A 26,082-nucleotide genomic window follows, 5' to 3' on the forward strand; every position below is an offset into this window, starting at 1 on the left:
GAGCGAACGCGGACCAGGCCAGTGCCTTCAATTCAAGTAGCAGAACACTCTGGAAAGTGTGGCCGTAGCGGGTGACAGCCCCGTATGCGAAACTGATGTTGAAGGACTTGAGTAGGGCGGGACACGTGTAATCCTGTCTGAACATAGGGGGACCACCCTCTAAGCCTAAATACTCGTACATGACCGATAGTGAACTAGTACCGTGAGGGAAAGGTGAAAAGCACCCCGATGAGGGGAGTGAAACAGTACCTGAAACGGATTGCCTACAAGCAGTGGGAGCCTCTTTATGGGGTGACCGCGTACCTCTTGCATAATGGGTCTGTGACTTAATGTACCAAGCAAGCTTAAGCCGATAGGTGTAGGCGCAGCGAAAGCGAGTCTGAATAGGGCGAATTAGTTTGGTGTATTAGACCCGAAACCCGGCGATCTAGGCATGACCAGGATGAAGGTGCGGTAACACGCACTGGAGGTCCGAACCGATTAACGTTGAAAAGTTACCGGATGAGTTGTGTTTAGGGGTGAAAGGCCAATCAAGCCGGGAAATAGCTGGTTCTCCGCGAAAACTATTGAGGTAGTGCCTCGCATGTTTACCGTAGGGGGTAGAGCACTGGATGGGCTAGGGGGTCGCGAGATCTACCAAACCTAACCAAACTCCGAATACCTACGAGTATAGTGCGGGAGACAGACGGCGGGTGCTAAGGTCCGTCGTCAAAAGGGAAACAGCCCTGACCTACAGCTAAGGTCCCCAAGTCATCACTAAGTGGGAAAGCATGTGGGAATCCCAAAACAACCAGGAGGTTGGCTTAGAAGCAGCCATCCTTTAAAGAAAGCGTAACAGCTCACTGGTCTAAATAAGGGTTCCTGCGGCGAAGATGTAACGGGGCTAAAGTGATGCACCGAAGCTTAGGATGTGATCTTTTAGATCACGTGGTAGCGGAGCGTTCCGTAAGCCTGTGAAGCAGTCTGGTAATGGGCTGTGGAGGTATCGGAAGTGCGAATGCAGACATGAGTAGCGATAAAAAGGGTGAGATGCCCTTTCGCCGAAAGACCAAGGGTTCCTGCGCAAGGCTAATCCGCGCAGGGTGAGCCGGCCCCTAAGACGAGCCCGAAGGGGGTAGTCGATGGGAACCACGTTAATATTCGTGGGCCTGGTGGTGTGTGACGGATCCCGTGTGTTGTATGCTCTTATCGGATTGAGCATGCTTCGAAGGGGTCCCAGGAAATAGCCCCACCGTATAGACCGTACCCGAAACCGACACAGGTGGTCAGGTAGAGTATACCAAGGCGCTTGAGAGAAGTGTCCTGAAGGAACTCGGCAAATTGCCTCCGTACCTTCGGAAGAAGGAGGCCCTCATCTTGCGCAAGCAGGTTGAGGGGGCACAGGCCAGGGGGTAGCGACTGTTTAGCAAAAACACAGGGCTCTGCTAAGTCGGCTTCAAGACGACGTATAGGGCCTGACGCCTGCCCGGTGCCTGAAGGTTAAGTGGAGGGGTGCAAGCTCCGAAATGAAGCCCAGGTAAACGGCGGCCGTAACTATAACGGTCCTAAGGTAGCGAAATTCCTTGTCGGGTAAGTTCCGACCTGCACGAATGGCGTAACGACTTCCCCACTGTCTCCAGGACATGCTCAGCGAAATTGAATTCTCCGTGAAGATGCGGAGTACCCGCGGTTAGACGGAAAGACCCCGTGCACCTTTACTGCAGCTTCAGAGTGGCATTAGGAAGGAACTGTGTAGAATAGGTGGGAGGCTTTGAAGCCATGGCGCCAGCCGTGGTGGAGCCACAATGTGAAATACCACCCTGTTGTTTTCTGATGTCTAACCTCGATCCATGAAACTGGATCAGGGACCCTCTGTGGCGGGTAGTTTGACTGGGGCGGTCGCCTCCTAAAGAGTAACGGAGGCGCGCGAAGGTTGGCTCAGGCCGGTTGGAAACCGGCTGTTAGAGTGCAATGGCATAAGCCAGCCTGACTGCGAGACTGACAAGTCGAGCAGAGACGAAAGTCGGTCATAGTGATCCGGTGGTCCCTCGTGGAAGGGCCATCGCTCAACGGATAAAAGGTACGCCGGGGATAACAGGCTGATAACCCCCAAGAGCTCATATCGACGGGGTTGTTTGGCACCTCGATGTCGGCTCATCACATCCTGGGGCTGGAGCAGGTCCCAAGGGTTTGGCTGTTCGCCAATTAAAGTGGTACGTGAGCTGGGTTCAGAACGTCGCGAGACAGTTTGGTCCCTATCTGCCGTGGGCGTCGAAATTTGAGAGGAGTTGACCCTAGTACGAGAGGACCGGGTTGAACATACCTCTGGTGTACCTGTCGTCGTGCCAACGGCGCAGCAGGGTAGCTATGTATGGACGGGATAACCGCTGAAAGCATCTAAGCGGGAAGCCTCCCTCGAGATAAGATTTCTTAGGACGGTGAGAGACCATCACCTTGATAGATCGGATGTGGAAGCGCGGTAACGTGTGGAGCTAACCGATACTAATTGTCCTATTCGCGCTTGAGAGTCCCACCATCAATGACAGCCTTGGTTCGTCCAATGGTTTCATTGACGTGGATAATCAGTCGCAGCTTGTTTGCCCAAACAGGTGCACATCGATTTGAAACCCAACCCCGCATTGCACCGGCTTCATTGCTTGGTGACCATAGCGTCTGTGCCCCACCCGATCCCATCCCGAACTCGGCCGTGAAACCAGACAGCGCCGATGGTACTATCGCTTAAGCGATGGAAGAGTAGGTCGTCGCCAGGCATTGTAGCCGGTGCAGCGCGGGAATTGCGTTTCGTTGAAGAACCCATTCACAATGCCAGAAGGCGAATTACTGGTCATTTTGGCCAGTTGTCGCGGGATGGAGCAGCCCGGTAGCTCGTCAGGCTCATAACCTGAAGGTCGCAGGTTCAAATCCTGCTCCCGCAACCAACGCGACACTTTCTACAAAAGCCGCTGACCTCCGGGTCGGCGGCTTTTGTCGTTTCCGGGCCCGGCGGAGTCCGTCAAAGCCCGGTCGTCTCACCGATCCGAACCGCATCCAGCCCCAGCCAGTCCGCCATTCGCACGAGCTCGATCGCCAGACGCTCCATCGTCTCGGCCGGCGCGCCGGGTTCGATCGTGATGCGGCGCGCGAGGAGCAGGCCGGCCTGGCGGTCCGCCTTGAGGTCGACGCGCGCGACCAGCGCCTCGTCCATCAGGAACGGCAGGACGTAATAGCCGTGCACGCGCTTGTCCTGCGGCACATAGATTTCAATGCGATAATGGAATCCGAACAGGCGCTCGGCGCGGCTGCGCTCCCAGATCAGCGGGTCGAAGGGCGCGAGCAGCGCCGCGCCGGTTACCCGGCGGGGCAGGTGCGCGTCGCGGTGCATCCATGCCTTCTGTCCCCATCCCTCGACACGGGCGGGAACCAGCACACCCGCTTCGGTCAGGTCCGCGATCGCATGATCCGCCTCGCCGGGTTTGAGCCGGTAATAGTCCCGCAGATCCGCGGCGGTGGCGACGCCCAGTGCCCGGGCGCTCCGCTCGATCAGGGCGCGCTGCGCGCTGGCGGCATCCGGGGTGGGCAGATCGAGAATGGTTTGCGGCAATACGCGCTCGGTCAGGTCATAGACCCGCCCGAAACTGCCTCGGCGGGTGGCGGTGGTGATCCGGCCCGACCAGAACAGCCATTCCAGCGCGTGCTTGGTGTGGCTCCATTCCCACCAGCCGCTCCTGCTCGCGCCGCCCTCGAAATCGGCGGCGGTCATCGGCCCTTCGCTACGAATCCGTTCGAGCACCGCTTCCGCTTCGGGGCGGCGTTCGTGCGCGAAGCGCTTCAGCGCCTGATACCCGATCTCGCCGCGTTCGGCACGAGCCATGCGCCAGCGCAACAGCGGGTGGAGAGCGAGCGGCAGCAACGACGCTTCGTGCGCCCAATATTCGAACAGGCGCCGCTGGCGCATCGGCCCCCATGCGTCGCGCTCCAGCAAGGCGCGATCATAGCTGCCGAGCCGCGAAAGGGCCGGGAGATAATGCGCGCGCGTCAGCACATTGACGCTGTCGATCTGGAAGAGCCCGAGCCGGTCCACGGTCTTGCGCAGATGCGCGGCGCCGGGCTTGTCCGGGTGGCGATCGGCGAAGCCCTGCGCCGCGAGCGCGATCCGCCGGGCCTGTTTGAGAGAAAGACTGCTGGTCACGTCCGTTTCGTGGGGGCGCGATGCGGCAAGCGTCAATCCCGTTGCGCCCGGCATCTCCTATCTCGACATTCGCGGCGCTTGGGCCGAGCATGCGGGTCAAGGGTACGAGGAGGCTGGCATGGCGACTGCGCTGTTTCGCGAAACCGATCTGGCTGGGCGCCGAAGGATCCGATTTGCTGCACAATGACAATCTGACGATCGACCGCCCGACCTTCGTCACCCATCTCGAATGCTCGATGTCGGGCGAGCGGTACGAGGCCGATACGTTGCAGGGCCTGTCGCGCGTCGGGAGGCCGCTGCTGGTGCGCTATGATCTTGAAGCGGCCGGCAAGGCGCTGACCAGGGAAGCGCTGGCGCGGCGCCCTGCGGATTTGTGGCGTTATCGCGAGCTGCTGCCCGTCCGCCATACCAGGAACATCGTCAGCCTCGGCGAGGCCGCGACGCCGATCGTTCCGCTTGACAAGATCGCGGGGCAGCACGGCGCCGCCAATCTCTGGGTCAAGGACGAGGGGCGCCTGCCGACCGGCTCGTTCAAGGCGCGGGGGCTGGTGATGGCGATCGCGATGGCCAAGGAGCTGGGCGTCACCACCATCGCCATGCCGACCAACGGCAATGCCGGCGCCGCCGCGGCGGCCTATGCCAGCCGGGCCGGTATCGAGAGCGTCATCTTCTGTCCCGCCGACACGCCCGAGATCAACGTCCGTGAGATCGCCGCGCAGGGCGCGCGGGTCTACAGGGTCAACGGGTTGATCGACGATTGCGGCAAGCTGGTCGGGCGCGGTGCGAAGGAGCGCGGCTGGTTCGACCTCTCGACACTCAAGGAGCCATACCGGATCGAGGGCAAGAAGACGATGGGCCTGGAGCTCGCCGAGCAGCTCGGCTGGCAGCTCCCCGACGTCATCTTCTATCCCACGGGCGGCGGCACCGGCCTGATCGGGATGTGGAAGGCGTTCGCCGAGATGGAGGCGCTCGGCTGGATCGGCCCCGAGCGCCCGCGCATGGTCGCGGTTCAGGCCGAGGGTTGCGCGCCGATGGTCCGCGCCTGGGAGCAGCGCGAGCGCCACGCCACCCGCTGGGAGGGCGCGCATACCGTCGCGATGGGCATCCGCGTGCCGCAGGCGGTCGGCGATTTCCTGATTCTCGATGCCGTGCGCGCCAGCAACGGCTTCGCGATGGCGGTCGGTGATGCCGCGATCATCCAGGCCGTCGACGATGCCGCGCGCCAGGACGGGTTGCTGCTCTGCCCCGAAGGCGGCGCGACGTTGGCGGCATGGCGCGAGGCGATGGGCCGGGGGCTGATCTCGCCCGACGATCGCGCGCTGCTGTTCAACTGCGCGACGGGCCTCAAATACCCGATGACGGACCAATCGCGCACGCTCGACAAGGACGGCGAGATCGACTTCTCACAGCTGTGACCGTCTTCCTGGCTTCGCTCACTCTGAGCGTGTCGAAGGTCGGCCGCGAACGTGCCACCCGAAAGGCAATCCTTCGACGGGGATCCCGAAACACCGCTTCTGGTTCCCCGCCTCCACGGGGATGACGAGACAACGCCATTGTAATGTAGGATTTCGCCTGCTTGGCTCGGGCGGCCGGATAGTGTCGGCCGCTCTTTGAACCTTGAATATGTCGCGAACCCGTAGCGCAGCTGTCGCATCATGTTGCCTGGATGTCGCGCCGGTGTCGCGCCGGCGTCCTGTAGGTGTCGCTCGGGTGTCGCGTTCGACAACATTCGCGGGCATCGCCTCAGAGGGCGCGAATGTTGACCCCTTCGAAAACACTAAACTTCCTCAACATTCGCCGTGGCTAGCCCTTCACCCAGCCGACCTTGGGATCGTCGAAATCGACCACGTCGCGCAGCTCCCAGACGTTCGCATAGCCATAGCCGACCAGATTGATGAAGGTCTGGATGTTGAGCGCCAGCGGTGCCGATTTGAGCGGGACTGGCGCGCGATGGTTCGAGAAATTGTTGTTGCAATAGATCAGGATCGCCCGGCCGCGATTCCTGCCGATCACCTCGGCCAGCGCCTCGGCGGTGAAATCGGTGAGCGGCAGATTGACCGCCCCGGCGATATGCCCCGCCGCGAACTTGTCCGCCGAACGCGCGTCGAGGATCAGCGCGCCTTTCTCCGCCGCCTTGGCCCGGAACGCGTCGAAGCCGAGCAGCCGCCTAGCGCGGAGCGCGCGGACGTCGCGGGTAAGCGTTGCGAAGCCGGCATAGTCGATCTGCGGATTGGTCCCTCGCAAACTGGTTTTGGGCGCGGGATCGTTTGGAACGGCCATCGTCAAAGCGAGCGCGGTGAGCAGCAGCATGGGTGCCTCCGGGGAATGCGGGCGTAACAATTCACTCATTCGCCCTGCACCGGGGATGAACGATTGCACGCTCGCGCCGCCGCGCTATCACCGGGCGCAAGGACAAAAGGGGAGGATAGCAGTGGCCAGCCTGTTTCGCCTGAAGACGATCGTCGCGGCGCATGAGCGGCCGCCCGAGCATCAGCTCCAGCGCACCTTGTCCTGGCCGCATCTGGTGGCGCTCGGTGTTGGCGCGATCGTCGGCACCGGCATCCTCACCCTGATCGGCGTCGGCGCCGACCGTGCCGGGCCTGCGGTGATCCTGTCCTTCGCGGTGGCGGGCGCGATCTGCGCCTGCGCCGCGCTCGCTTATGCCGAGATGGCGACGATGATCCCGGCCTCGGGCAGCGCCTATACCTATAGCTATGCCGTGCTCGGCGAGGTCATCGCCTGGGTGGTCGGGTGGAGCCTGCTCGCCGAATATACCCTGGTGGTGGCGACGGTCGCGGTCGGCTGGTCGGGCTATGCGACCGGCTTCCTCCACGGACTGGGGATACATCTGCCCGCCGCGCTCACCCATGGTCCGGTGATGATCGACGGTCATATCGCCGAGTGGGGCGTCAATTTGCCGGCGCTCTTCATCGTCGCATTGGTCGCCGGGCTGCTGCTGGTCGGCACCAAGGAAAGCGCTACGCTCAATGCGATCCTGGTAGTGGTCAAGATCATCGCGCTGATCGTGTTCGTCGCGGTGGCGCTGCCCTATTTCAACGCCGCCAATCTCGAGCCCTTCTCGCCCTTCGGCTTCACCGCCCACAGCGTCGCCGGTGCTGACGGCAAGGTCGTCGAGCGTGGGGTGATGGCGGCGGCGGCGATCATCTTCTTCGCCTTTTACGGCTTCGACGCGATCTCAACCGCGGCGGAAGAGGCCAAGAACCCGGGCCGCGATCTCGCCATCGGCATCGTCGGATCGATGATCGCCTGCGTCGCGATCTACATGATCGTCGCCGTCGCCGCGATCGGGGCACTGGCCTATACCAAGTTCGCCGACAGCCCGGAGCCACTGGCGCTGATCCTGCGCGGGATCGGCCAGAACAAGGCGGCGGCGTTCCTGGCCGCTAGCGCGGTGATCGCGCTGCCGACGGTGATCCTCGCCTTCCTCTATGGTCAGAGCCGCATCTTCTTCGTGATGGCCCGCGACAATATGCTGCCCGCCGGCCTCGCCAAGGTCTCGAGGCGCGGCACGCCGGTGCGGATTACCATCTTCACCGCCGCCGTGGTGACCTTCTTCGCCGCCTTTTTCCCGATCGACCAGATCGCCGCGCTCGCCAATGCCGGTACGCTCACCGCCTTCGCCGCGGTCGGATTGTGTCTGCTGGTGATGCGCCGTCGTGCGCCGAACGCCGAGCGGCCCTTCCGCACGCCCGCCGCCTGGGTTGTCGGGCTGGGCGCGATCTTCGGCTGCGCCTATCTGTTCATCAGCCTGCCGCATCAGACTCAAATGCTGTTCGGTGTGTGGAACCTGATCGGCCTGGGCCTCTATTTCCTCTACTCGCGCCGCAACGTCGATAGAGCCGCGGTCTGACGAGCGGGAAGTTCGCCGCCGTTTTGTTGTGAAGTTGCCTTTGCCCGGCTTGGACGGCCGACGATTTTCGAGAGGAGTGATCGTGAAGCGATTGATGGGACTGGCCGGGCTGACGATGCTGGTGTTGACGGGAAGCGCATGCGGGCAGACCGCGCCCGACCGCTCGCAGGATACCGCCTGGATCAACAGCCAGTCGCTGGCGCTTGCCAGCCTCAAGGCCAGCGACGGATGGCAGAGCCTCGAGCGCGGCCTGCGCTGGCGGCGGATCGCGGGCAACGGCAGCGGCAAGCACCCTTTGGTGAGCGATACGGTGACGCTGCATTATGCCGGGCGGCTGACCGACGGCACCGAGTTCGACAGCTCCTGGGCGCGCGGCGAACCGGCGACTTTCCCGCTCGGCGCGCTGATCGAAGCGTGGCAACTGGCGGTGCCGCAGATGGGGATCGGCGACACGATCGAGCTCGCGGTGCCCGCCGAGCTTGGCTACGGACCGCGCGGCAAGGGGCCGATCCCGGGCGGCGCCACCCTGTTGTTCAAGATCGAGCTGCTTGGGATCCGCGGCTAAGCCCGCGCGGCACCGCTGCCAGCGCGCCAGGCTTGCAATGTAGGATTTCACCTGCTTGGCCGGGATTGCCGGGCACTCCCGGCCGCTCTTTGGCTTTTGAATATTGCCGCAAATCCGCCACCGGTCGCGCCTCGGTGGTGGCTATCGGCGCGTTCGCGACAGCACAGGCGCATGCTCTCGATCTTGCCTGGCTTGGGCGCCGTGAACACACCCATGGTCAGTGCGACCATTGGGACCATTCGCGCTTTCGCCTCAGGCGCTCACGCCTCGAAACGGGCGCCGCCCTCGCCGCATGTCGACCCTCGGCAGGCGCCGGGGCTGACGATACGGCGAAGATGCGTGGCGCTGGTTATGCCGCGAGGTTACGCAGCACGTACTGCAGGATGCCGCCGTTGAGGAAATATTCCAGCTCGTTGACGGTATCGATGCGGCAACGGGTCATGAAGGTCTCGACGGTGCCGTCTTCGCGAGTGAGCGTGACTTCGACTTCCTGGCGCGGACGGATCTTGGCGACGTCCTTGATCGTGTAGAGGTCGCTACCCTTGAGTTTGAGGCTCTCGCGGGTCAGGCCCTCGCAGAACTGCAGCGGCAGGATGCCCATGCCGACCAGGTTCGAGCGGTGGATGCGCTCGAAGCTCTCGGTGATCACCGCACGGACGCCGAGCAGATTGGTCCCCTTCGCCGCCCAGTCGCGCGACGAGCCGGTGCCATATTCCTTGCCGGCGATGATCACCAGCGGAGTGCCGTCCTTCTTGTGGCGCATTGCGGCGTCGTAGATCGGCATCACCTGGCCGCCGTAGCGGGTCATGCCGCCTTCGATGCCGGGGACCATCTCGTTCTTGATGCGGATGTTGGCGAAGGTGCCGCGGACCATGACCTCGTCGTTGCCGCGGCGGGCGCCATAGCTGTTGAAGTCCTTCTTCGAGACCTGATGTTCCTGGAGGAAGGTGCCGGCGGGGCTGTCCGCCTTGATCGATCCGGCGGGGGAGATGTGATCGGTGGTGATCGAATCGCCCAGGATCGCCAGCGGCTTGGCCTCGATGATGTCCTGCACCGGCGCCGGCGTCATCGTCATGCCCTCGAAATAGGGCGGGTTGTGGATATAGGTCGAGCCGGCGCGCCAGGTGTAGGTATCCGAGCCCTCGACCTCGATCGCGCGCCAGTGATCGTCGCCCGCGTACACGTTGGAATAGCGCGCGCGGAACATGCGGTCGTCGATCGCGGAGTTGATCAGGCTCTGGACCTCCTCGTTGGTGGGCCAGATGTCCTTGAGATAGACCGGCCCGTCGGTGCCCTCGCCGATCGGCGTCTCGTACATGTCCTCGGTCACCGTGCCCTTGAGCGCATAGGCCACCACCAGCGGCGGCGAGGCGAGGAAATTGGCGCGCACGTCGGGCGACACGCGGCCTTCGAAATTGCGGTTGCCCGACAGCACCGAGGCGGCGACGATGTCGTTACCGTTGATCGCCGCCGAGATCGGCTCGGCCAGCGGCCCCGAATTGCCGATGCAGGTGGTGCAGCCATAGCCGACCAGGTTGAAGCCGATCGCGTCGAGATCCTCGCTCAAACCGGCCTTGTTGAGATAATCGGTCACCACCTGCGATCCCGGCGCCAGCGAGGTCTTGACCCAGGGCTTGCGGGTCAGGCCCAGCGCCCGCGCCTTGCGGGCGACAAGCCCGGCGGCGATCAGCACCGAGGGGTTCGAGGTGTTGGTGCACGAGGTGATCGCGGCGATGACCACGTCGCCGTCGCCGATATCATGCGCGGCGCCATCGACCGGCACGCGCGCCGGATGGTCCTTCTTGTAGACCTTGGTCAGATCGCCGTTGAACACCTCATCGACGCTGTCGAGGCTGACGCGGTCCTGCGGGCGCTTGGGGCCGGCGAGCGACGGGCGCACCGTCGACATGTCGAGCTCGAGCGTATCGGTGAAGATCGGATCGGCGGCCGAGGCATCGTACCACATGCCCTGCGCCTTGGCATACGCCTCGACCAGCGCCACGACCTCGTCGGGGCGGCCGGTCAGGCGCATATAGTCCATGGTCTTCTCGTCGATCGGGAAGAAGCCGCAGGTCGCGCCATATTCGGGCGCCATGTTGGCGATCGTCGCGCGATCGGCCAGCGTCATCGCCGGCAGGCCGGGACCATAGAATTCGACGAAACGGCCGACCACGCCCTTGGCGCGCAGCATCTGGGTGACGGTCAGCACCAGATCGGTGGCGGTGATGCCCTCGGCCAGCGCGCCGGTGAGCTTGAAGCCGACGACCTCTGGGATCAGCATCGAGACCGGCTGGCCGAGCATCGCCGCCTCGGCCTCGATCCCGCCGACGCCCCAGCCGAGCACACCGAGGCCGTTGACCATCGTCGTGTGGCTGTCGGTGCCGACCAGCGTGTCGGGATAGGCGACCTTTTCGCCCGAGGCGTCCTTCGACGACCATACCGAATGGGCGATATATTCGAGATTGACCTGGTGGCAGATGCCGGTGCCCGGCGGCACCACCGAGAAATTGTCGAGCGCCTTCGAACCCCATTTCAGGAACTCGTAGCGCTCATTGTTGCGGGCATATTCGAGCTCGACATTGTCCTCGAACGCCTTGGGGGTGCCGAACTCGTCGACCATCACCGAGTGATCGATGACGAGATGGACGGGCACCTGCGGATTGATCTTCTGGGCATCGCCGCCGAGCGACGTGATCGCGTCGCGCATCGCCGCCAGATCGACGACGCAGGGCACGCCGGTGAAATCCTGCATCAGCACGCGCGCCGGGCGATACTGGATCTCGCGGTTAGACCGGGCATCCTTCTGCCAGTCGACGATCGCCTGGGCGTCCTCGCGGGTGACGGTCTTGCCATCCTCGAAGCGCAGCATGTTCTCGAGCAGCACCTTCATCGAGAAGGGGAGCCGGCTGATATCGCCAAGCTTCGCCGCGGCCTTGGGCAGCGAATAATAGGCGTAGGTGCTGGTGCCCACGGTGAGGGTGTCGCGAGTGGCGAGTGCGTTGTTGCCGACGGCGGTCATTTTGGCGCGGGTCCTTCCCTGATTGTGCGCCGTAGCGAGCGTGGCGGGGAGGCGGGCTTAGGGAGCCAGCGCGAGCACGCGTGCTGCGGATGCGAAGAGTCGGGAGGGCCTTAGCAAGGGTGAGGGGGTGGGGGAAGGGGAGGTGCGGATGGGAGCCTTATGTAATGATGGTCGATAGCCAATAGGCGTGCGAGCGCCGTGCCATCACCCTATAGAAAATGCGCTGTTCGCTGCTAAGCTGCTTCCCAGGCGTCACTACAAGGGGAGTGTGGTGTGATCTTGATGCGCTTGCTCGCGCTTGCCTTGCTGCAGGATATGCCGAGCGGTCCGCCGCCCAATGCCGCGGGCTGGGTGCCGATCGGCGAGACCAATGGCGGCAAGCAGGCGATCCAGGTCTCGACGATGACTTGGAACGGGCGCCGGGCGACCGTGGAGGTCCGCCGCGAGCTTCCCCGGGCGACGCGCGACATCAAGTTCGTGGTGAGCCGCTATACGTATGATTGCGGCGCCAAAAGCTTTCGCATCGAAACCGAGAATCAATATGATGCGAAGGGGGCGTTCCTCACCAATCTCGACGCGTTTCACGAGAATCCGTCCTTTACCCCCGTGGGAGACGGGACACCCAGCGCGCTGACGATCAAGCAGGTCTGCGCGCTCGAACCCAAGGCCGCGCCGCCCTCGGCCGCGCTGCCGTCCGCCGCGCTGCGCTCACTGGGCCGCGATAAATGGGGCGATCCCCAATGCGGTTTTGTCGCGGTTCCCCAACTGACCATTTCGGAAGGGCAGTTTCGTACTGCGAGGTTCGAAGCGCGCTCGCGCGATCGCGGCGGTCAAAGCTATTTGTCGGTCAGCTTCCAGCCCGCCTTCAACACGGCGCAATGGCATGGGCTTTTGCCCGTGGCGCGCTTCATCGTGACGAACGATGCCCTTGTTTCGGCGCGTTACCCACTATCGGCGACGGTTACGATCGATGGCCGTACCTCGGCGCTCGCCACGTTCCTGAGCCGCGAGAACGGCGATCCGCTTTCGCGCATGGCGGTCGGTCTCAAGGCGATGGCCGACGAGATTCCCCGCGTCGGCGAACTGGCGGCAGGGTCGATCGCCGTCGTTCGCTTGTTCAACGCTTCGGGCGCCGAGATCAGCAGCGACACGTTCGACGTCTCCCAGTTGCGGCACGTGCCCGGCCTGTTGGGCGCGACCGGCTGGAAATGTCCGGCGCCCGGTGCAGTGTCGTCGAGCCCTTCCGCCACGGCAGCCGCACCGGCCTTCGCATCGGCGAGCGACGCACAGCGCGTGATCGTCCAGAGCGGCGACAAATCGACGTTCCTGTATCGCGGTAGCGTGCCGGCCGTACTGAGTAGCGTCGCGATACGATCCGATGGGCCGTGCCGGACCGTCACCACCTACACTTTCCCCCAACGTATCGAGAATGGCGTGACGCGGCCAGCGGATAGCTGGACGGTGACCACCGACTGGAAAAAGGTGACGGCAGCGGAGCAGAGCCCCGATGGGGAGGCGTTCGTCGACATCAGCGAAGGCGGCCCCAAACCGGCCTATGCGCTGCATCTGCCGGCCGACCACCAACGCGCGCTGGCGGCGGCGCGATATCTGATGAAGGCGTGCGCATGAAAGCCGATATCGCTCTTCCAATGTAGGAAATCGCCCGATAGCTGGTCTGCTTCCTTTGGGCGGGGAGCGTGGCGATGGTGGCTGCAAGCGACGACGAACCGGGGATGGCAGGCCCCACCCCGACCCAGCATCAGGTGAACAGCGCCCCGCGCTGTTCAGTCCATGCCGGGGGCATGGCCGACCCGATGCTCCTGAAGGGGAGGGGCTTTGAAGCTCCCAAGAAACCCTGGTGCAAATGGTCGGCGGATACCGAGCGGGCGTTTCTCGCCGCGCTCAAGCTTACGGGGCAGGTCAGCAAGGCGGCGGCGGAGATTGGACGGAGCAAGAGTTCGTGCCAGTCGCGGCGGCGGACGCGTCCTGAGTTTGCGAGATTGTGGGACGCGGCGCTTGCCGAGCAGCAGGCGGCGTGGATCGCGGCTTCCGGCAAGCGACTGGGGCCGGCCGATGACAGCGAGGAGGATGGCGCGGGCGGCGGGCGGCTGACGCCGTGGCGCGACAAGGCCGGGGGCTGGGATGCGCGCAAGCGCGGGCTGTTCCTGCGCACGCTGGCGCGGACCAAGCGGGTCGACGATGCCTGCGCGGCGGCGGGGATGTCCAACTCGGCGGCCTATTATCTGCGCGGGCAGTCGCCGCGCTTTGCCGCGGCCTGGGAGAAGGCGCTGCGCGGGGACGCGCCGCCCTCGGTGCTCGAAGCGGCGCTGGAGCGGGCGGTGACCGGCTGGACCGAGCCGATCGTGGCGGGCGGCAAGGTGGTCGGCGAGCGGCGGCGCTATTCGGACTCGCTGCTGCGGGCGCTGGTGCAGCGGGAGGCGGATGCGGAGAAGGCCAGTGCGCGTGCGCCCGAGGCGAAGCCGGGCCGCTCCAAACAGGCGCGGGTGGCGCGGGCGCGCGCGGCGGCGGAGGCAGCGGGCGGCTATTTCGCCGAGGGCTTTCCCGCGCCCGAGGAGACTGATGCCGTGCTGATGGCCAAACTCGCTGCGATCGATCGCCGGCGCGCGGACGACGCGGCCGAGGCACAGGCGCGCGACTGGGCGCGCTGGCGGGAATGCTGGGGCGCGCTGGGCTGGACGGCGCGGTCGCCGGGGGCGATCGACGCGCGCGAGGCCGTTGCCGGGGTGTGGCCGGCCGCTTAGGCTGGCGTCGATTTTGCCGGGAGGGTTCGATGCTGCGGTGGCTGATGGCGTTGGCGTTGTGGGTGCCCGGAACGGCGCTGGCGCAGGGCGTGGCGCCAATAGTGCCGGTGGCGGGCGAGCCCTCGGGCGCGGCGTGCCGGCAGGTGGGCGACATGCCGTTCGTGACCTTCGCGCCCGATAGTCTCCAGCGGCTGGGCGAGATCGGGCTGGGCCGTACGGAGATTTTCCAGCTGATGCGCGAGACCTCGATCCCCGAGACCGGGGGCTGCTGGGCCGAACCGGCGGGGAATTTCGACAGCCAGCTGATCTCGGTGGGGATGAGCCAGTGGAATTACGGGACCGGCAGCCTGCAGCCGGTGCTGAAGGCGTGGAAGAAGGCGCTGCGGGGCAGGTTCGGGCGGACGCGTAAAAGCCTGGCGCCGGTCTATGGCAAATTGCTGTTCTCGCGCGATTGTCTGGCCAGGCCGGTCAGGGACAAGTGCCGGGCGGGGATATTGGCGGCGCACGGGACCGACGGGCGGTTGAACGCGGCGCTGTTTGGCGAGCTGACCGCGATCTTCGAGAGCGACGCGATGATCCAAATTCAGGCCGATACCTATGTGGCGCTGCTCGAGGAATTGCGGCTCGACCTGCTGCGGGTGTTCAAGGGCCAGCCGATCACGATGCGCAAGGTGCGCTGGGCGATGGACACCAAGATCCAGCAGGGCTTCTTTCCGGCGGACGAGGATCTGGCGCGGCTGCGCGGCAAGCTGGCGAAGATGCCCGAGGCGGAGCGCTGGCAGCGGCTGCGAGCGATCTTCGACTGGTATCGCGCCTCGGCCAGCACGATCGACCAGGACGGGGTCGGGCGCGACTGGGCGTGGAACGCGGCGGCGTGGAACTGCATGATCGACAAGGGGCGGATCGATCCCGAAGCATATGAAATGCTCCACCTGACATATATCCGAAGCAGGACCGCGATAGGGAATAGCGGGCGCTGGCAGGCGCTGACCTTCGAGCGGCGGGCGAAGATCATCCTCGGGGTGGGCAGCGTCAGCGGCAAGGTGGACGGCAATTGCGGCTGACCCCTTGGAACCGCATGGGCGCGGGACCATTTGCATATCAGGCTGTTCGGGAGTGACGGGATGCGTGGATTGGCAGTTGCGGCGGTGGCGGGGCTGATGGTGGCCGGATGCGTGAGCGCGGAGAAGAATGCGCGCTACATGGCCGGGCATTTCCGGGCGCAGGCCGATCTGGCGACGCCCGACGGCACGCCGGTGGGCACCGCCGTCGCCGAGGAGATCGACGGCGACATCCGGGTGATCGTGGAGGCCAAGGGCATGGCCGAGGGCGTGCACGGGGTGCACATCCATGCCGTCGGCAAGTGCGAGGGGCCGGACTTCGCCTCGGCGGGCGGGCACTGGAACCCGACCGCGCACCAGCATGGCAAGGAAAATCCGATGGGCCCGCACATGGGCGACCTTCCCAACCTCAACCTCAACAAGGACGGGCGCGGCCAGATCACCTTCACGGTGAAGGGCGGAACGTTCGCCGGGCTGATGGATCAGGACGGAGCGGCGCTGGTCGTCCATGCCGGAGAGGATGATTACAAGACCGATCCTTCGGGGAACAGCGGCGGGCGGATCGCCTGCGGGGTGTTTCAGGCGCGGTGAGCTAGATCGGCTCGCCGGCCGCCCTTGCCCGCTCCTCTCGCGTGGCTTCGGCTTGGGGGACGAGCTTGTAGGCGGCGAGGGCGCAGCCGAAGGCGATCGGGAGCGTCGCCAGCAGCGACAGGATGCCGGCCGGGATGCTCTTGTAGATGTCGGCGATATGGCCGGCGATATACGGGCCAAGGGCCAGTCCGACCAGCGTGGTGCCGATGAAGAAGGCGGCGGTGGCGGTGCCGCGCATGCGGGGGAGGACGAGATCCTGCGTGGCGGCGGCGGCCGAACCCAGCGCGCAGCTGGCGAGGATCTGGGTGACCGGCAGCAGCGCGTAGAACAGATATTTGTCGGTGGTGGTGAAGGCGAGGATCAGCGTCGGCACCGGCGCGAGGCTGCCGAACAGGACGACCATGATCCGGCCGGTGGCGTATTTCTGGCGCAGGCGATCGGCGGCGATGCCGCCCAGCGTGACGCCGGCAAAGCCCGCGAGGATGGCGGGGCCGCCGATCCACAGCCCCGCCTCGGCGGCGCTGACCCCGAACGCGGCGGCGGCGTGGCTGGGCGCGAACGCCGCCACCGAATAGGCGATGAAGGCGTTGAGGCCATAGGCGATGACGACGCAGACAAAGGCCGGACTGGCGACGATCAGCCGATAGGTCGGCAAGTCGCGGTGGCGGAGCGCCGAGGCCCAGGAGAAGACGGCATAGACGCCGATGCCGACCGCGAGCCATTGCAGCGGCGCCGACTGGCCGCCGTCGAACAGGATCAGCCCCCAGGTCGCGGCGGTGATCAGAACCAGCGCGACGAGGTTCGAGACCAGCGAGCGGCTGCGCAGCGCGCCGATCAGCGTGAGGGGCGGAATGATCGTCAGCAGATCGGCGAAGAAGGCCTTGAACGGCGCGGGGTTGGCAGGCGCGACGAGCCCCTCCGACTGGCCGCGCATCGGCTCGCGCAGCGTCGCGACCCACAAGGCGAGGATCAGCCCTGGCAGGCCCACGGCCATGAACGCGGCCTGCCAGCCGACCAGCCCGAGCGGGCCGCCGCCGGGATAGGCGTGGTTCCATTTGTCGGCGATCGTGCCGCCGATGAACAGCGAGAAGCCGGCGCCGAAATAGAGCCCGCCCGAATAGATGGCGAGCGCGGTGGCGCGCTGGCGCTTGGGGAACCAGTCCGAGATCAGCGAATAGGCGGCGGGCCCCGCGCTGGCTTCGCCGACGCCGACGCCGATCCGCGCGCCGGCGAGCTGGATGCCGTTCCTTGCCAGCCCGGACAGCGCGGTCATCGTCGACCACAGGGCCAACCCGATCGTCATCAGCCGGATGCGGTGCCAATTGTCGGCCAAGCGCCCGAGCGGGATGCCGAACAAGGCGTAGAACACCCCGAACGCGGTGCCGTAGAGAAAACCGATATCGGCCTGGCTGAGCCCGAGATCCTTGCGGATATGCGGGGCGAGGATCGTCAGGATCTGGCGATCGATGAAATTGAGCGCGTAGACGAGGAAGAGGACGAAGAGGACATACCAGGCATAAGGGCGCGCCCTGGCCTGCTCGGGTACAACCGCTTCCGCCATCAAACTCTCCCGGCCTCGTTTCGCGCGAGGCTAGCAGAGCATACCCGATTTACGAAAGACGTTTCGTGCCGTGACCCGCGCGAAAGAATCGCGGCGGCCGCTCGATACATCCAACAAATGGCTCGCTTTGGCTGATGCGGCGGGTCCGCGGCGGGTCTTTACGGGGTTTCGTCCTCGCGCCGCGCTTCCGTTTTTCCTAGCAGCGGCGGTCAACCAGCATGGTCATGGGGCGCGATGAAGGTAGCGAAGGCAGGCGGCGGCAGGAACAAGTTTCGCCGGTGGTGGAGTTTATGGGTGACCGGCGGCGTGGATCACGACGCCGTGCTCCGCGAGATCGCGGCGGAATCCGGATGGTCGGGCCGCTACGCCTTTCTGATCATCGTCTCGGCGGCGATCTCGCTGCTGGGCCTGCTGATGCCGTCGGTGGCGGTGCTGATCGGGGCGATGCTGCTTTCGCCGCTGATGATGCCGATCATCGGCCTGGGCTTCGGCATCGCCACGCTGGATTTCCATGAGGTTCGCCGCACCGGCTTCGCGCTTCTCGCCGGAGCGGGGCTGGCCATCGCCCTGTCGTTCGCGCTGGTCTCGATCTCTCCGGTGCAGACCATCACCAGCGAGATCGCCGGCCGCACGCAACCGACACTGTTCGACCTGCTGGTCGCGCTGCTTTCCGCGATCGCCGGAGCCTATGCGCTGATCCGCGGCCGTGGCGGCACGGTCGTGGGGGTGGCGATCGCCATCGCGCTGATGCCGCCGCTGGCGGTGACCGGTTTCGGCATCGCCACCGGCAACTGGACGGCGTTCGCCGGATCGCTGCTGCTGTTCCTGACGAACGCGGTGACGATCGCGCTTACCGCCGCCCTGGTCGCGCGGGTCTATGGCTTTGGCGGCCATCTCTCGCCGCATCATACCGGCTGGCAATTGGCGCTGTTCGTCGTCGCGCTCGGCGCCCTTTCCGTCCCGCTGGGCGCCGGGCTGCGCCAGATCGCGTTCGAAGCGCTGGCGCAGCGCCAGGTGCGGATGGCGATCGAGAACCACTTTCCGCGCGGCGCGCGGCTCAGCCTGCTCGACATCGACTACAAGGCTTCGCCGGTGCGGATACGCGCGGTGATGCTGACGCCGCGGATCGATCCGCGCGTCGACGCGGCGCTGGCAGCGCGATTGCGCGAGCAGCTGGCGCGGCCGATCGACTTCCATATCGACCAGCTGCGCATTTCGCTGGATCCGGGTGCCGCCGAAGCGGCGCAAATCGCGGCGGCTCCGAACGGCAAGGCGGTCGATGTGACGGCGGCGCGCGATAGGGCGGTATCGGAGCTGGCGCTGATCGCGGGGACCGATCGCGCCGCGGTCAAGGCGGACGGTGCGGCGCGGACCCTGACCGCGACCGCCGCGCCGCTGCCGGGAATGGGGCTGGCGGGATATCGCATGCTGGAAGCCCGGGCCGAGAATGCGCTGGAGGACTGGAAAGTCAGGCTGGCCCCGGCCGCCGAGGCCGCGCTGCCGGTCATCGCGGTGGCGCATGGCGTGGTGGATGGCGCGGCGCTCGACCTTGCCGGCTGGGCCTCCAACCGGACGGCACGCAAGCTGACGGTGCAGGGCGGCAGCCCCGCGCTGCGCGGGGCGGTGGCGCAGGGGATCGTGTCGCGCGGCGGAGAGGCAGAGGCCGGAAGCAAGGCCGGCCGCTTGCGGGTCGAGTGGAGCGCGCAGCCCGGCGGAACGGATCCGGCAGCGCGGGATTGACCCTCGCCCGTGCGCCGCTCCGGCCGCGCTATTGCCGCCTTGGTGGGACTATGAAACACACGCGGCAAGGGAGAGCGGGCATGCAAAGGCGGACAGTATTGGGCGCGGCGCTGGCGGGCGTGGCTGGAGCGGGGACGGCGTTCGCGCAGGATCTGCGGCCGAGCGCGACGGGCACGCCGGCGGGGACGGTGCCGTTCGCGCCGGAAGTGTTCCGCGAGCGGCGCCAGCGGGTGATGGACGCGATGAAGACCGGCATCGCGGTGCTCTACGGCGCCGACGAGATCAATCCCGGGCAGAGCGAGGAGGAAGCTTCGCAGCAGATCGCCAATTTCGCCTGGCTGACCGGTATCGTCGACGAGCCCGGCGCGATCCTGGTGCTGGCCCCCGCCGAGCGGACGGTGCGCGAATGGCTGCTCCTGCCGTCGCGCAACCAGGAGGCCGAGCGCTGGGACATCGAACGGATGCCGCTGGGCGACGAGATCGAGCGGCGGACCGGGTTCCAGAAGGTGATTCGGACCTCCGGGCTGGGCGGCCTCGTGACGGGGCTGGCGCAGCGCAACAAGGAATTGCGCTTTCTGGGACCGATTGTCGGTCCGACCTCGGCGGTGCCGGCGGTGCTCGATCTCTATGGCAAGGTCTCGCAGCGCGTGCCGGGCGCGCGGACGGTGGACGATACCGCGCTGCTGCCCTCGATGCGGATCGTCAAGGAGCCGCGCGAGCTGGCGCTGATGCGCAAGGCGGTCGACGCGACCCGCGCCGGGCATCTCGCGGCGATGCGCGCGGTGCGGCCGGGAATGACCGAGCGGGCGCTGAAGGAGATCATGGAAGACGCGTTCCGCAAGGCGGGCGGGACCGGCCTCGCCTATGAGAGCATCGTCGCGGCGGGGCGCAACGCGGCGTCATTGCACTATCGCGGCGGCAACGGTGTGATCGAGCCGGGCAGCCTGGTGCTGATCGACGCGGCGGCTTCGGTCGGCGGCTATGCCTGCGACGTGACGCGGACCTTCCCGGCGGACGGCCGCTTCACGGCGACGCAGCGCGAGACCTATGAGACGGTGCTGGCGGCGCAGGACGCGGCGGTGAAGGCGCTGCGCGCGGGCGCCTATTACGAGGATGTCGACGCGGCGGCGCGCGCGGTGATCCGCAAGGCCGGCCATGCCGACGATTTCTACCATGGCGTCGGGCATCTGGTCGGCACCGAGGTGCACGATGCCGGCGATACTTCGAAGCCGCTGCCGGCGGGGGCGGTGATCACCGTCGAGCCGGGCATCTATGTGCAGGCGCAGAATTACGGGATCCGCATCGAGGACCAGTATCTGATCACCGCCACCGGCAACGAGCGGATGTCGGTGGGCATCCCGCGGACGATCGCCGAGATCGAGGGGCATATGGCGGGAGGCCGGTAGACTTCCTAGCCCAGCGGATAGCGCTCGACCGCCTCGTAGCGCGCGCCTTCGCGGCCGAGATGGCTTTCGTAGAGGTGGAAATGGGTGAGCGTGAAGGGCCGGCTGGCGAGGCCGGCATGTTCGGCGAGGAACTTGCCGGCGGCGCCGCTCTGCGCGTTCATCCTGGCCAGGGTGATATGCGGGAGGTAAGCGCGGGATTCGGGCGGCTGGCCGGCGCGGACCAGCGCCCGATCGACCTTCCTGTGAAGCCCGGCCAGGGCATCGTGCGGCGTGACGCCGGCCCAGACCGCATTGGGGCGGCCGCGGCTTTCGAACTGGCCGGTGCCGGCGAGGGCGATCTCGATTTGCGGGTAATGGATGGCGGACAAAGCGAGCGCGGCGTCCTCGGCGGCGTGGCGGTCGACCTCGCCGATGAAGCGGAGGGTGAGATGGAGCTGGTCGTCGCGCTGCCAGCGGGCGCCGGGGATGCCGCCGGCGAGCGTGAGGAGCTGTTCGCGGATCGCGGCGGGGACGGGCAAGGCGACGAACAGGCGGTGCATCGAGCGAAGCTTACGCGCTTCCCGCCCTCTCCGGGAGGAAAATAGACCGGTTTTGCTTGAAAACCGCCGTTTCGAGGGCGATATTGGTGCTGACCGGCGGAGGGCCGGGCAAAGGAGTTTGAAATGGCTGATTGGTCTGATCCCCAGGCGACCGCCGCGCCTTATGCTGGCGCGCAGGCGGATGTCCGCGACGCCGGGCTGCGGTCGCACATGCTGTCGGTCTATAATTACATGGCATCGGGCGTGCTGCTGACCGGCATCGTCTCGCTGATGTTCGCCAAGAGCGGCTATATCGGCATATTGTTCAACGAGGCCGGCACCGGTTTCGGTCCGCTCGGTTGGGTGGTGATGCTGGCGCCGCTGGCGATCGTCTTCGCGATGAGCTTCGGCGCGGCGCGGATGGCGACGGCGACGCTGCAACTGCTCTATTGGGCCTATGCCTTCCTGATGGGTCTGTCGCTGTCGACGATCTTCCTCGTCTATACCGGCACCTCGATCGCGCAGGTCTTCTTCGCGACCGCGGCGGGCTTTGCCGGCCTGAGCCTGTGGGGCTACACCACCAAGCGCGACCTGTCGGCTTTCGGTACCTTCTTCACGATGGGCCTATTCGGGCTGATCGCGGCGATGCTGATCAACCTGTTCCTGCGCTCGGAGGGGCTGTCGTTCGTGATCAGCGCCGCAGGCGTGCTGATCTTCGCGGGGCTGACCGCCTATGACACGCAGAAGATCAAGAGCCTCTACTTCCAGGTCGCCGGATCGGACATGCAGGGCAAGGCGGTGATCCTGGGGGCGCTGACCCTCTATCTCGACTTCATCAACATGTTCCTGTTCCTGCTCCGCCTGTTCGGCAGCTCGCGGAACTAAACCCAAGTTAAAAAGCGAAAAAGTTGCGGCCCGGCGGTGAAAATCGCCGGGCCGTTTCGCATTTCGGCCAACCGCTATTTTCATGCGGAACGCGAATCGGTGAGCGGTCGTTACAGCAGGGCAACGCTCAGGAGAGTGAAGTCATGGACGCGAACCCGATCAACCCGGCCCCTGTCGATGAGGCGATGGACCATATGTCGGTGGCACCGGGCCCCGATGACACCAGGGCCGCGCCGGTGATATCTGCCGACGCCGGCACCGACCAATCGATCACCGACCGGCTCTACAGCAATCCGGAGAGCAAGGAGGCGCGGCTCGACCGCGGTCTCGACGAGTCGATGGATGCGTCGGACCCGCCGGCCTCGACCCAGCCGGTGCACAGCCATTCGAGCAGCGACCTGCCCGAGAGCAGCGGCTTCAACCCGGCCAAGGAGGAACGGCTCGCCGCCGGCAAATCCGAGGAGCCGGGTCTGGTCGAGCGCGTGCTCAACAAGATCGGTCTTGGCTGAGGCGACAGCACCGATTAGGCGCTAGCCGATGCAGGCATCACCCGCGGGCGGCTGGCGCGCCAATCTGGTCATCTATGCGGCGCTTGCCGCCAATCTCGGGATCGCCGCCGCGAAGTTCGTCGCGGCGGCGATCACCGGTTCGTCCTCGATGCTCACCGAGGGCGTGCACAGCCTGGTCGACAGCGGCAATCAGGGCCTGTTGCTCTATGGCCAGCACCGCGCCCGGCGGCTGCCCGACGCGCAGCACCCGTTCGGCTATGGCCGCGAACTATACTTCTGGGCGTTCGTCGTCGCGATCCTGATCTTCGGGCTGGGCGCGGGCGTGTCGATCTATGAAGGCTGGAAGCATATCGCCGATCCCGAGCCGCTCCATGATCCGACGATCAACTATATCGTCCTCGCCATCGCCATCGCGCTCGAAGGGACGAGCTGGTGGATCGCGCTCAAGGAGTTCGCCGCGGGCAAGGGCGAGCTCGGCTGGTGGGAAGCGGTGAAAGAGTCGAAAGACCCGACCGGGTTCGTGGTGCTGTTCGAGGATTCGGCGGCGCTGGCGGGGCTGCTCGTCGCCGGCATCGGCATCTGGGCGGCGCATGCCTGGGGCGATCCGCGGATCGACGGGGCGGCATCGATCGTGATCGGCGCGATCCTGGGCGTGGTCGCGCTGTTCCTGGCGCGCGAGGCCAAGGGGCTGCTGATCGGCGAGCGCGCCGATCTCGGGATGATCGCCGAGATCCGCGCCACGCTCGAGGCCGAGGCGGCGATCACCCATGTCAACCATGTCCGCACGGTGCATTCGGCGCCCGAGCGGGTGTTCGTCGCGATCAGCGCGGATTTCGCCGACAGCCTCAGCATGGGAGAGGCGGAAAGCCTGGTCGAACGAATGGAGAAGACGCTGAAGACGCGGATGCCGGTGATCAGCTCGATCTATATCCGGCCCGAGAAGCGCGAGGACGCGATCGACGCTTCGCCGATCGGGTGATCCTTTGGTCCCGACATGGTCGCCCCCGGACTGGTTCTGGGGTGACGAACAGAATTTTCAGGCAGCGCGAAGGTAGCCCGCCCCGCCTTCATCGTCGTTGGAGGGTGTCGGGCGCTGCGGACGCCGCGCGCGGGTAGTGCGGGCACGGGGGCGCAGGCTGCGCAGGAATGTGGAAACGCGCGGGAAGCGGACGCTGGTAGCAACAAGTATGATGCCGATAACGGCATCGACCAAGGTGCCGACCTCGATCGTCGCCAGCCAGGCGATGGCTTCTGGCGACATCGATATGGCGAGGACCAGCTCCTTGTCGAGCAGGGCGATCGCCGCGGCGATAAGGGCAACGGTGATAACATGGCCGCGCCCGACTTTCGCGAGGCCGCGGATGGGCAGTTCGACCATCGCGTGACGAAGCAGATGGGTGAACGGCGCATCGGGGGCGAATACCAGCAACGCCCAGAGTCCGAGAAATGCGAGTCCGAGTTCGACCATGGTTCCTCCCCTTGGATGGGAAGTGGGGAGGGCGGCGGCTTTCGCCAAGTACCGCCTTGTCGTCATCCTGACAGAAGTCAGGTTCCCAAGTTACGATGAGAATCGCCGAGTATTTCTGAATCCCGGATCGAGCCCGGATCGACGAAGCTATGCCGCCGCGAACGCGATCGTGCCCGCGAGCGTGTCGGCGGCGGCGAGGCGCAGGGTCAGCCTGTCGCCCGGGGCGGCGGCGGCGCCCTTGAGATTGGCGACCACCGGCAGGTCACGGAGCTGGACGCGGAACCCTTGCGTGGTGACGTCGGTGACGATCGCGGCGAAAGTCTCGCCTTCGCGGCCATGGAGCATCACCGCCTCGGCGAGATCGATGACGGCGCGGTCGATCTTGCCGGCGAGCGCGTCGGCGCGGGCCATCACCGGCGGGAGCTTCGCGAAGGCTTCGGTTACGGCTTGCGGGACCGGCTCGCCGTTGGCGAGGGCGAGCGCGGCGCGGACGACATAGCGGTCGGCGAGGCGGCGCAAGGGGGCGGTGGCGTGGGCATAGGTCGCGGCCATCGCCGCGTGCCATGGCGTCTCGCTCGGCGCATAGGGCGCGTAGGACGCCCCCTGGCCGGCGCGGCGGATCGCGAGCATGAACGCGGCCTCGGCGGGAACCTGCGCGCGGAGGCTGCGCTCAAATTCCTTGAGCGGCATCGAATGCGGCCAGTCGAGGCGGAAGGCGCGGGCGGTATGGCGGAGGCGATTGACCGCCTGATCATCGGGCGCGGCCATGACGCGGAACAGGCCGGTATGGTGCGCGAGCAGCGCATCGGCGATAGCGAGGTTGCAGGCCAGCGACAGCGCGGCGTTGTTCTCCTCCGAGGCGAGATAGGGGCGGAACGTGAGGGCGTAGCCGTCGCCTTCGACGCGCTCGACCTGCTGCTCGGGCGGATCGACGCGGGCGGCGCCGCGGCGGGCTTCGGCGATGTGCATGCGTCTGGCGAGATCGGCGAAGCCTTCGGGAAGGTCGGCATCGGTGACGCTGTCATAGGCGAGCTTGGCGCGGCTGTGGATGATCGCGCGCTCGGCGCCGTCGAGGCGGACTTCGCCGTCGGGGGCGACGCGGACGGTGAAGATCACCGCCGGCCGCGGACCATCGGGAAGCAGGCTGGCGGCGTTTTCGCTGAGGGACTGGGGGTAGAGCCCGGCCTTGCCATCGGGGAGATAGAGCGTGGTGCCACGGTTCCACGCTTCCCGATCGATCACGCCGCCGTCTTCGACGAACCAGGCGATATCGGCAATGGCATAGCGGAGCAGGATGTCGGCGCCGGCGCGCTCGATGTGAAACGCCTGGTCGAGATCGGTCGAGGTGGCGGGATCGAGGGTGACGAAGGGTAGCGCGGTGCGATCGGTGTGTTCGGTGGGGGCGCGGGCGGCGGCTTGCCCGGCGGCGGCTTCGACCTCCGGCGGGAAGCCTTCGGGCACCTGGAATTTGGCGCGGATCGCGGCGAGGCCACGCGTGAGGGCATTGTCGCGGTCGGTGAGGGCCTTCATTTTAGCCCTCTCCCGTCTTCACGGGAGAGGGTTGGGTGAGGGTCTTCTGCTTCTGTTCGACCCGCGCATTCGCAACCGCCCGGATTTGCAAAAGCACACCGTTGAGATTTTCGACGATATCGGTGTTCCAGAAACGGAGGATGGAGAAGCCCCGCTCTTCCAGGAAGCGCGTGCGGCTGGCATCAGCCGCTTCGGAATGCTGGCTTCCGTCGAGTTCGACGATCAGCATGGCTTCGAGGCAAGCAAAGTCAGCGATGAAGGGGCCTATCGTGCTCTGTCGGCGGAATTTGTAATTGCCGAGCTGACGGTTGCGGAGCGCAGACCAGACTATGCGCTCGACATCCGTCGATTCCCGACGGAGGCGCGCGGCGTGTGGGCTGATCTGGCGGCGAACCGGATGCATGCGCGAACCGTAGAAGAAAGAAGAC

Annotated in this window: 20 protein-coding genes, 1 tRNA gene and 2 rRNA genes (1 of these 23 cut by a window edge); 15 read left to right on the top strand and 8 right to left on the bottom strand. The window is 65.8% G+C overall.

Going from position 1 to position 26,082, the window contains the following annotated elements:
• The 3 genes from KF730_RS16010 to KF730_RS16020 all read left to right on the top strand — a co-directional run.
• Positions 1-2,505 (top strand): 23S ribosomal RNA (locus KF730_RS16010) (it extends 290 nt beyond the left edge of the window).
• Positions 2,506-2,635: 130 nt separating this feature from the next.
• Positions 2,636-2,750: ribosomal RNA gene (gene rrf / locus KF730_RS16015) — 5S ribosomal RNA — on the top strand.
• 91 nt (positions 2,751-2,841) lie between these two features.
• Positions 2,842-2,918: transfer RNA gene (locus KF730_RS16020), tRNA-Met, on the top strand.
• Between the two features lie 74 nt (positions 2,919-2,992).
• Here KF730_RS16020 and KF730_RS16025 read toward each other — a convergent pair.
• The gene (locus KF730_RS16025) at positions 2,993-4,168 is read right to left on the bottom strand and encodes a crosslink repair DNA glycosylase YcaQ family protein (RefSeq protein ID WP_294099047.1); all 1,176 of its coding nucleotides are present in this window, start codon (positions 4,166-4,168) and stop codon (positions 2,993-2,995) included.
• Between the two features lie 173 nt (positions 4,169-4,341).
• Between KF730_RS16025 and KF730_RS16030 the strand changes: the two genes are divergently transcribed.
• The gene (locus KF730_RS16030) at positions 4,342-5,583 is read left to right on the top strand and encodes a threonine synthase (RefSeq protein ID WP_294099049.1); all 1,242 of its coding nucleotides are present in this window, start codon (positions 4,342-4,344) and stop codon (positions 5,581-5,583) included.
• 388 nt (positions 5,584-5,971) lie between these two features.
• Here KF730_RS16030 and KF730_RS16035 read toward each other — a convergent pair whose 3' ends face one another.
• Positions 5,972-6,478, bottom strand: coding sequence for a rhodanese-like domain-containing protein (locus KF730_RS16035; RefSeq protein ID WP_294099051.1), 507 nt, complete (start codon positions 6,476-6,478; stop codon positions 5,972-5,974).
• A gap of 121 nt (positions 6,479-6,599) precedes the next feature.
• Here KF730_RS16035 and KF730_RS16040 point away from each other — a divergent pair, with 121 nt between their 5' ends.
• Together KF730_RS16040 and KF730_RS16045 are read left to right on the top strand one after the other, a co-directional pair.
• Positions 6,600-8,039 (top strand): amino acid permease, encoded by a 1,440-nt coding sequence (locus KF730_RS16040; RefSeq protein WP_294099053.1) that lies wholly within the window; start codon positions 6,600-6,602, stop codon positions 8,037-8,039.
• A gap of 82 nt (positions 8,040-8,121) precedes the next feature.
• On the top strand, positions 8,122-8,604 hold the full coding sequence (locus KF730_RS16045) for an FKBP-type peptidyl-prolyl cis-trans isomerase (RefSeq protein WP_294099055.1): 483 nt from the start codon (positions 8,122-8,124) through the stop codon (positions 8,602-8,604).
• 349 nt (positions 8,605-8,953) lie between these two features.
• Here the strand turns inward: KF730_RS16045 and acnA are convergent, their stop codons facing one another.
• Positions 8,954-11,623 carry an aconitate hydratase AcnA gene (gene acnA / locus KF730_RS16050; RefSeq protein WP_294099057.1) on the bottom strand — a complete coding sequence of 890 codons (2,670 nt, stop codon included), beginning with the start codon at positions 11,621-11,623 and terminating at the stop codon, positions 8,954-8,956.
• A gap of 273 nt (positions 11,624-11,896) precedes the next feature.
• On the opposite strand from acnA, the gene KF730_RS16055 reads away from it, so the two are divergent.
• The 4 genes from KF730_RS16055 to KF730_RS16070 all read left to right on the top strand — a co-directional run bounded on the left by KF730_RS16055 (position 11,897) and on the right by KF730_RS16070 (position 16,037).
• On the top strand, positions 11,897-13,252 hold the full coding sequence (locus tag KF730_RS16055) for a hypothetical protein (RefSeq protein ID WP_294099060.1): 1,356 nt from the start codon (positions 11,897-11,899) through the stop codon (positions 13,250-13,252).
• 74 nt (positions 13,253-13,326) lie between these two features.
• Positions 13,327-14,385, top strand: coding sequence for a hypothetical protein (locus KF730_RS16060; protein ID WP_294099062.1), 1,059 nt, complete (start codon positions 13,327-13,329; stop codon positions 14,383-14,385).
• A gap of 29 nt (positions 14,386-14,414) precedes the next feature.
• The gene (locus tag KF730_RS16065; RefSeq protein ID WP_294099065.1) at positions 14,415-15,449 is read left to right on the top strand and encodes a hypothetical protein; all 1,035 of its coding nucleotides are present in this window, start codon (positions 14,415-14,417) and stop codon (positions 15,447-15,449) included.
• Between the two features lie 60 nt (positions 15,450-15,509).
• On the top strand, positions 15,510-16,037 hold the full coding sequence (locus KF730_RS16070) for a superoxide dismutase family protein (protein ID WP_294099068.1): 528 nt from the start codon (positions 15,510-15,512) through the stop codon (positions 16,035-16,037).
• 1 nt (position 16,038) lies between these two features.
• Here KF730_RS16070 and KF730_RS16075 read toward each other — a convergent pair whose 3' ends face one another.
• Positions 16,039-17,598, bottom strand: coding sequence for an MFS transporter (locus tag KF730_RS16075; protein WP_294099072.1), 1,560 nt, complete (start codon positions 17,596-17,598; stop codon positions 16,039-16,041).
• Positions 17,599-17,832: 234 nt separating this feature from the next.
• Between KF730_RS16075 and KF730_RS16080 the strand changes: the two genes are divergently transcribed.
• Together KF730_RS16080 and KF730_RS16085 are read left to right on the top strand one after the other, a co-directional pair.
• Positions 17,833-19,338, top strand: coding sequence for a DUF389 domain-containing protein (locus KF730_RS16080; protein WP_294099074.1), 1,506 nt, complete (start codon positions 17,833-17,835; stop codon positions 19,336-19,338).
• Between the two features lie 80 nt (positions 19,339-19,418).
• Positions 19,419-20,744, top strand: a complete 1,326-nt coding sequence (locus tag KF730_RS16085; protein ID WP_294099075.1) for a Xaa-Pro peptidase family protein — start codon at positions 19,419-19,421, stop codon at positions 20,742-20,744.
• A 5-nt stretch (positions 20,745-20,749) separates the two neighbouring features.
• Here the strand turns inward: KF730_RS16085 and thpR are convergent, their stop codons facing one another.
• Positions 20,750-21,283: an RNA 2',3'-cyclic phosphodiesterase gene (gene thpR / locus KF730_RS16090; protein WP_294099076.1), complete on the bottom strand. Its 534-nt coding sequence runs from the start codon at positions 21,281-21,283 to the stop codon at positions 20,750-20,752.
• A gap of 123 nt (positions 21,284-21,406) precedes the next feature.
• On the opposite strand from thpR, the gene KF730_RS16095 reads away from it, so the two are divergent.
• From KF730_RS16095 to KF730_RS16105, 3 genes are all read left to right on the top strand, one after another.
• On the top strand, positions 21,407-22,147 hold the full coding sequence (locus tag KF730_RS16095) for a Bax inhibitor-1/YccA family protein (RefSeq protein ID WP_294099077.1): 741 nt from the start codon (positions 21,407-21,409) through the stop codon (positions 22,145-22,147).
• Between the two features lie 143 nt (positions 22,148-22,290).
• Complete coding sequence (locus tag KF730_RS16100) at positions 22,291-22,656, top strand: hypothetical protein (RefSeq protein ID WP_294099079.1); 366 nt, start codon at positions 22,291-22,293, stop codon at positions 22,654-22,656.
• Positions 22,657-22,684: 28 nt separating this feature from the next.
• Complete coding sequence (locus KF730_RS16105) at positions 22,685-23,635, top strand: cation diffusion facilitator family transporter (RefSeq protein ID WP_294099082.1); 951 nt, start codon at positions 22,685-22,687, stop codon at positions 23,633-23,635.
• Between the two features lie 57 nt (positions 23,636-23,692).
• Here KF730_RS16105 and KF730_RS16110 read toward each other — a convergent pair whose 3' ends face one another.
• From KF730_RS16110 to KF730_RS16120, 3 genes are all read right to left on the bottom strand, one after another.
• Positions 23,693-24,124: a hypothetical protein gene (locus KF730_RS16110; protein WP_294099084.1), complete on the bottom strand. Its 432-nt coding sequence runs from the start codon at positions 24,122-24,124 to the stop codon at positions 23,693-23,695.
• A 147-nt stretch (positions 24,125-24,271) separates the two neighbouring features.
• Positions 24,272-25,654 (bottom strand): RNB domain-containing ribonuclease, encoded by a 1,383-nt coding sequence (locus KF730_RS16115; protein ID WP_294099085.1) that lies wholly within the window; start codon positions 25,652-25,654, stop codon positions 24,272-24,274.
• Position 25,655: 1 nt separating this feature from the next.
• A complete protein-coding gene (locus KF730_RS16120; RefSeq protein ID WP_294099086.1) occupies positions 25,656-26,057 on the bottom strand; it encodes a DUF559 domain-containing protein in 402 nt (133 codons plus the stop codon).
• Positions 26,058-26,082 lie beyond the last annotated feature (25 nt).

Origin of the sequence: Sphingomonas sp. (assembly GCF_019635515.1) — a bacterium.
Classification (GTDB): Bacteria; Pseudomonadota; Alphaproteobacteria; order Sphingomonadales; family Sphingomonadaceae; genus Sphingomonas.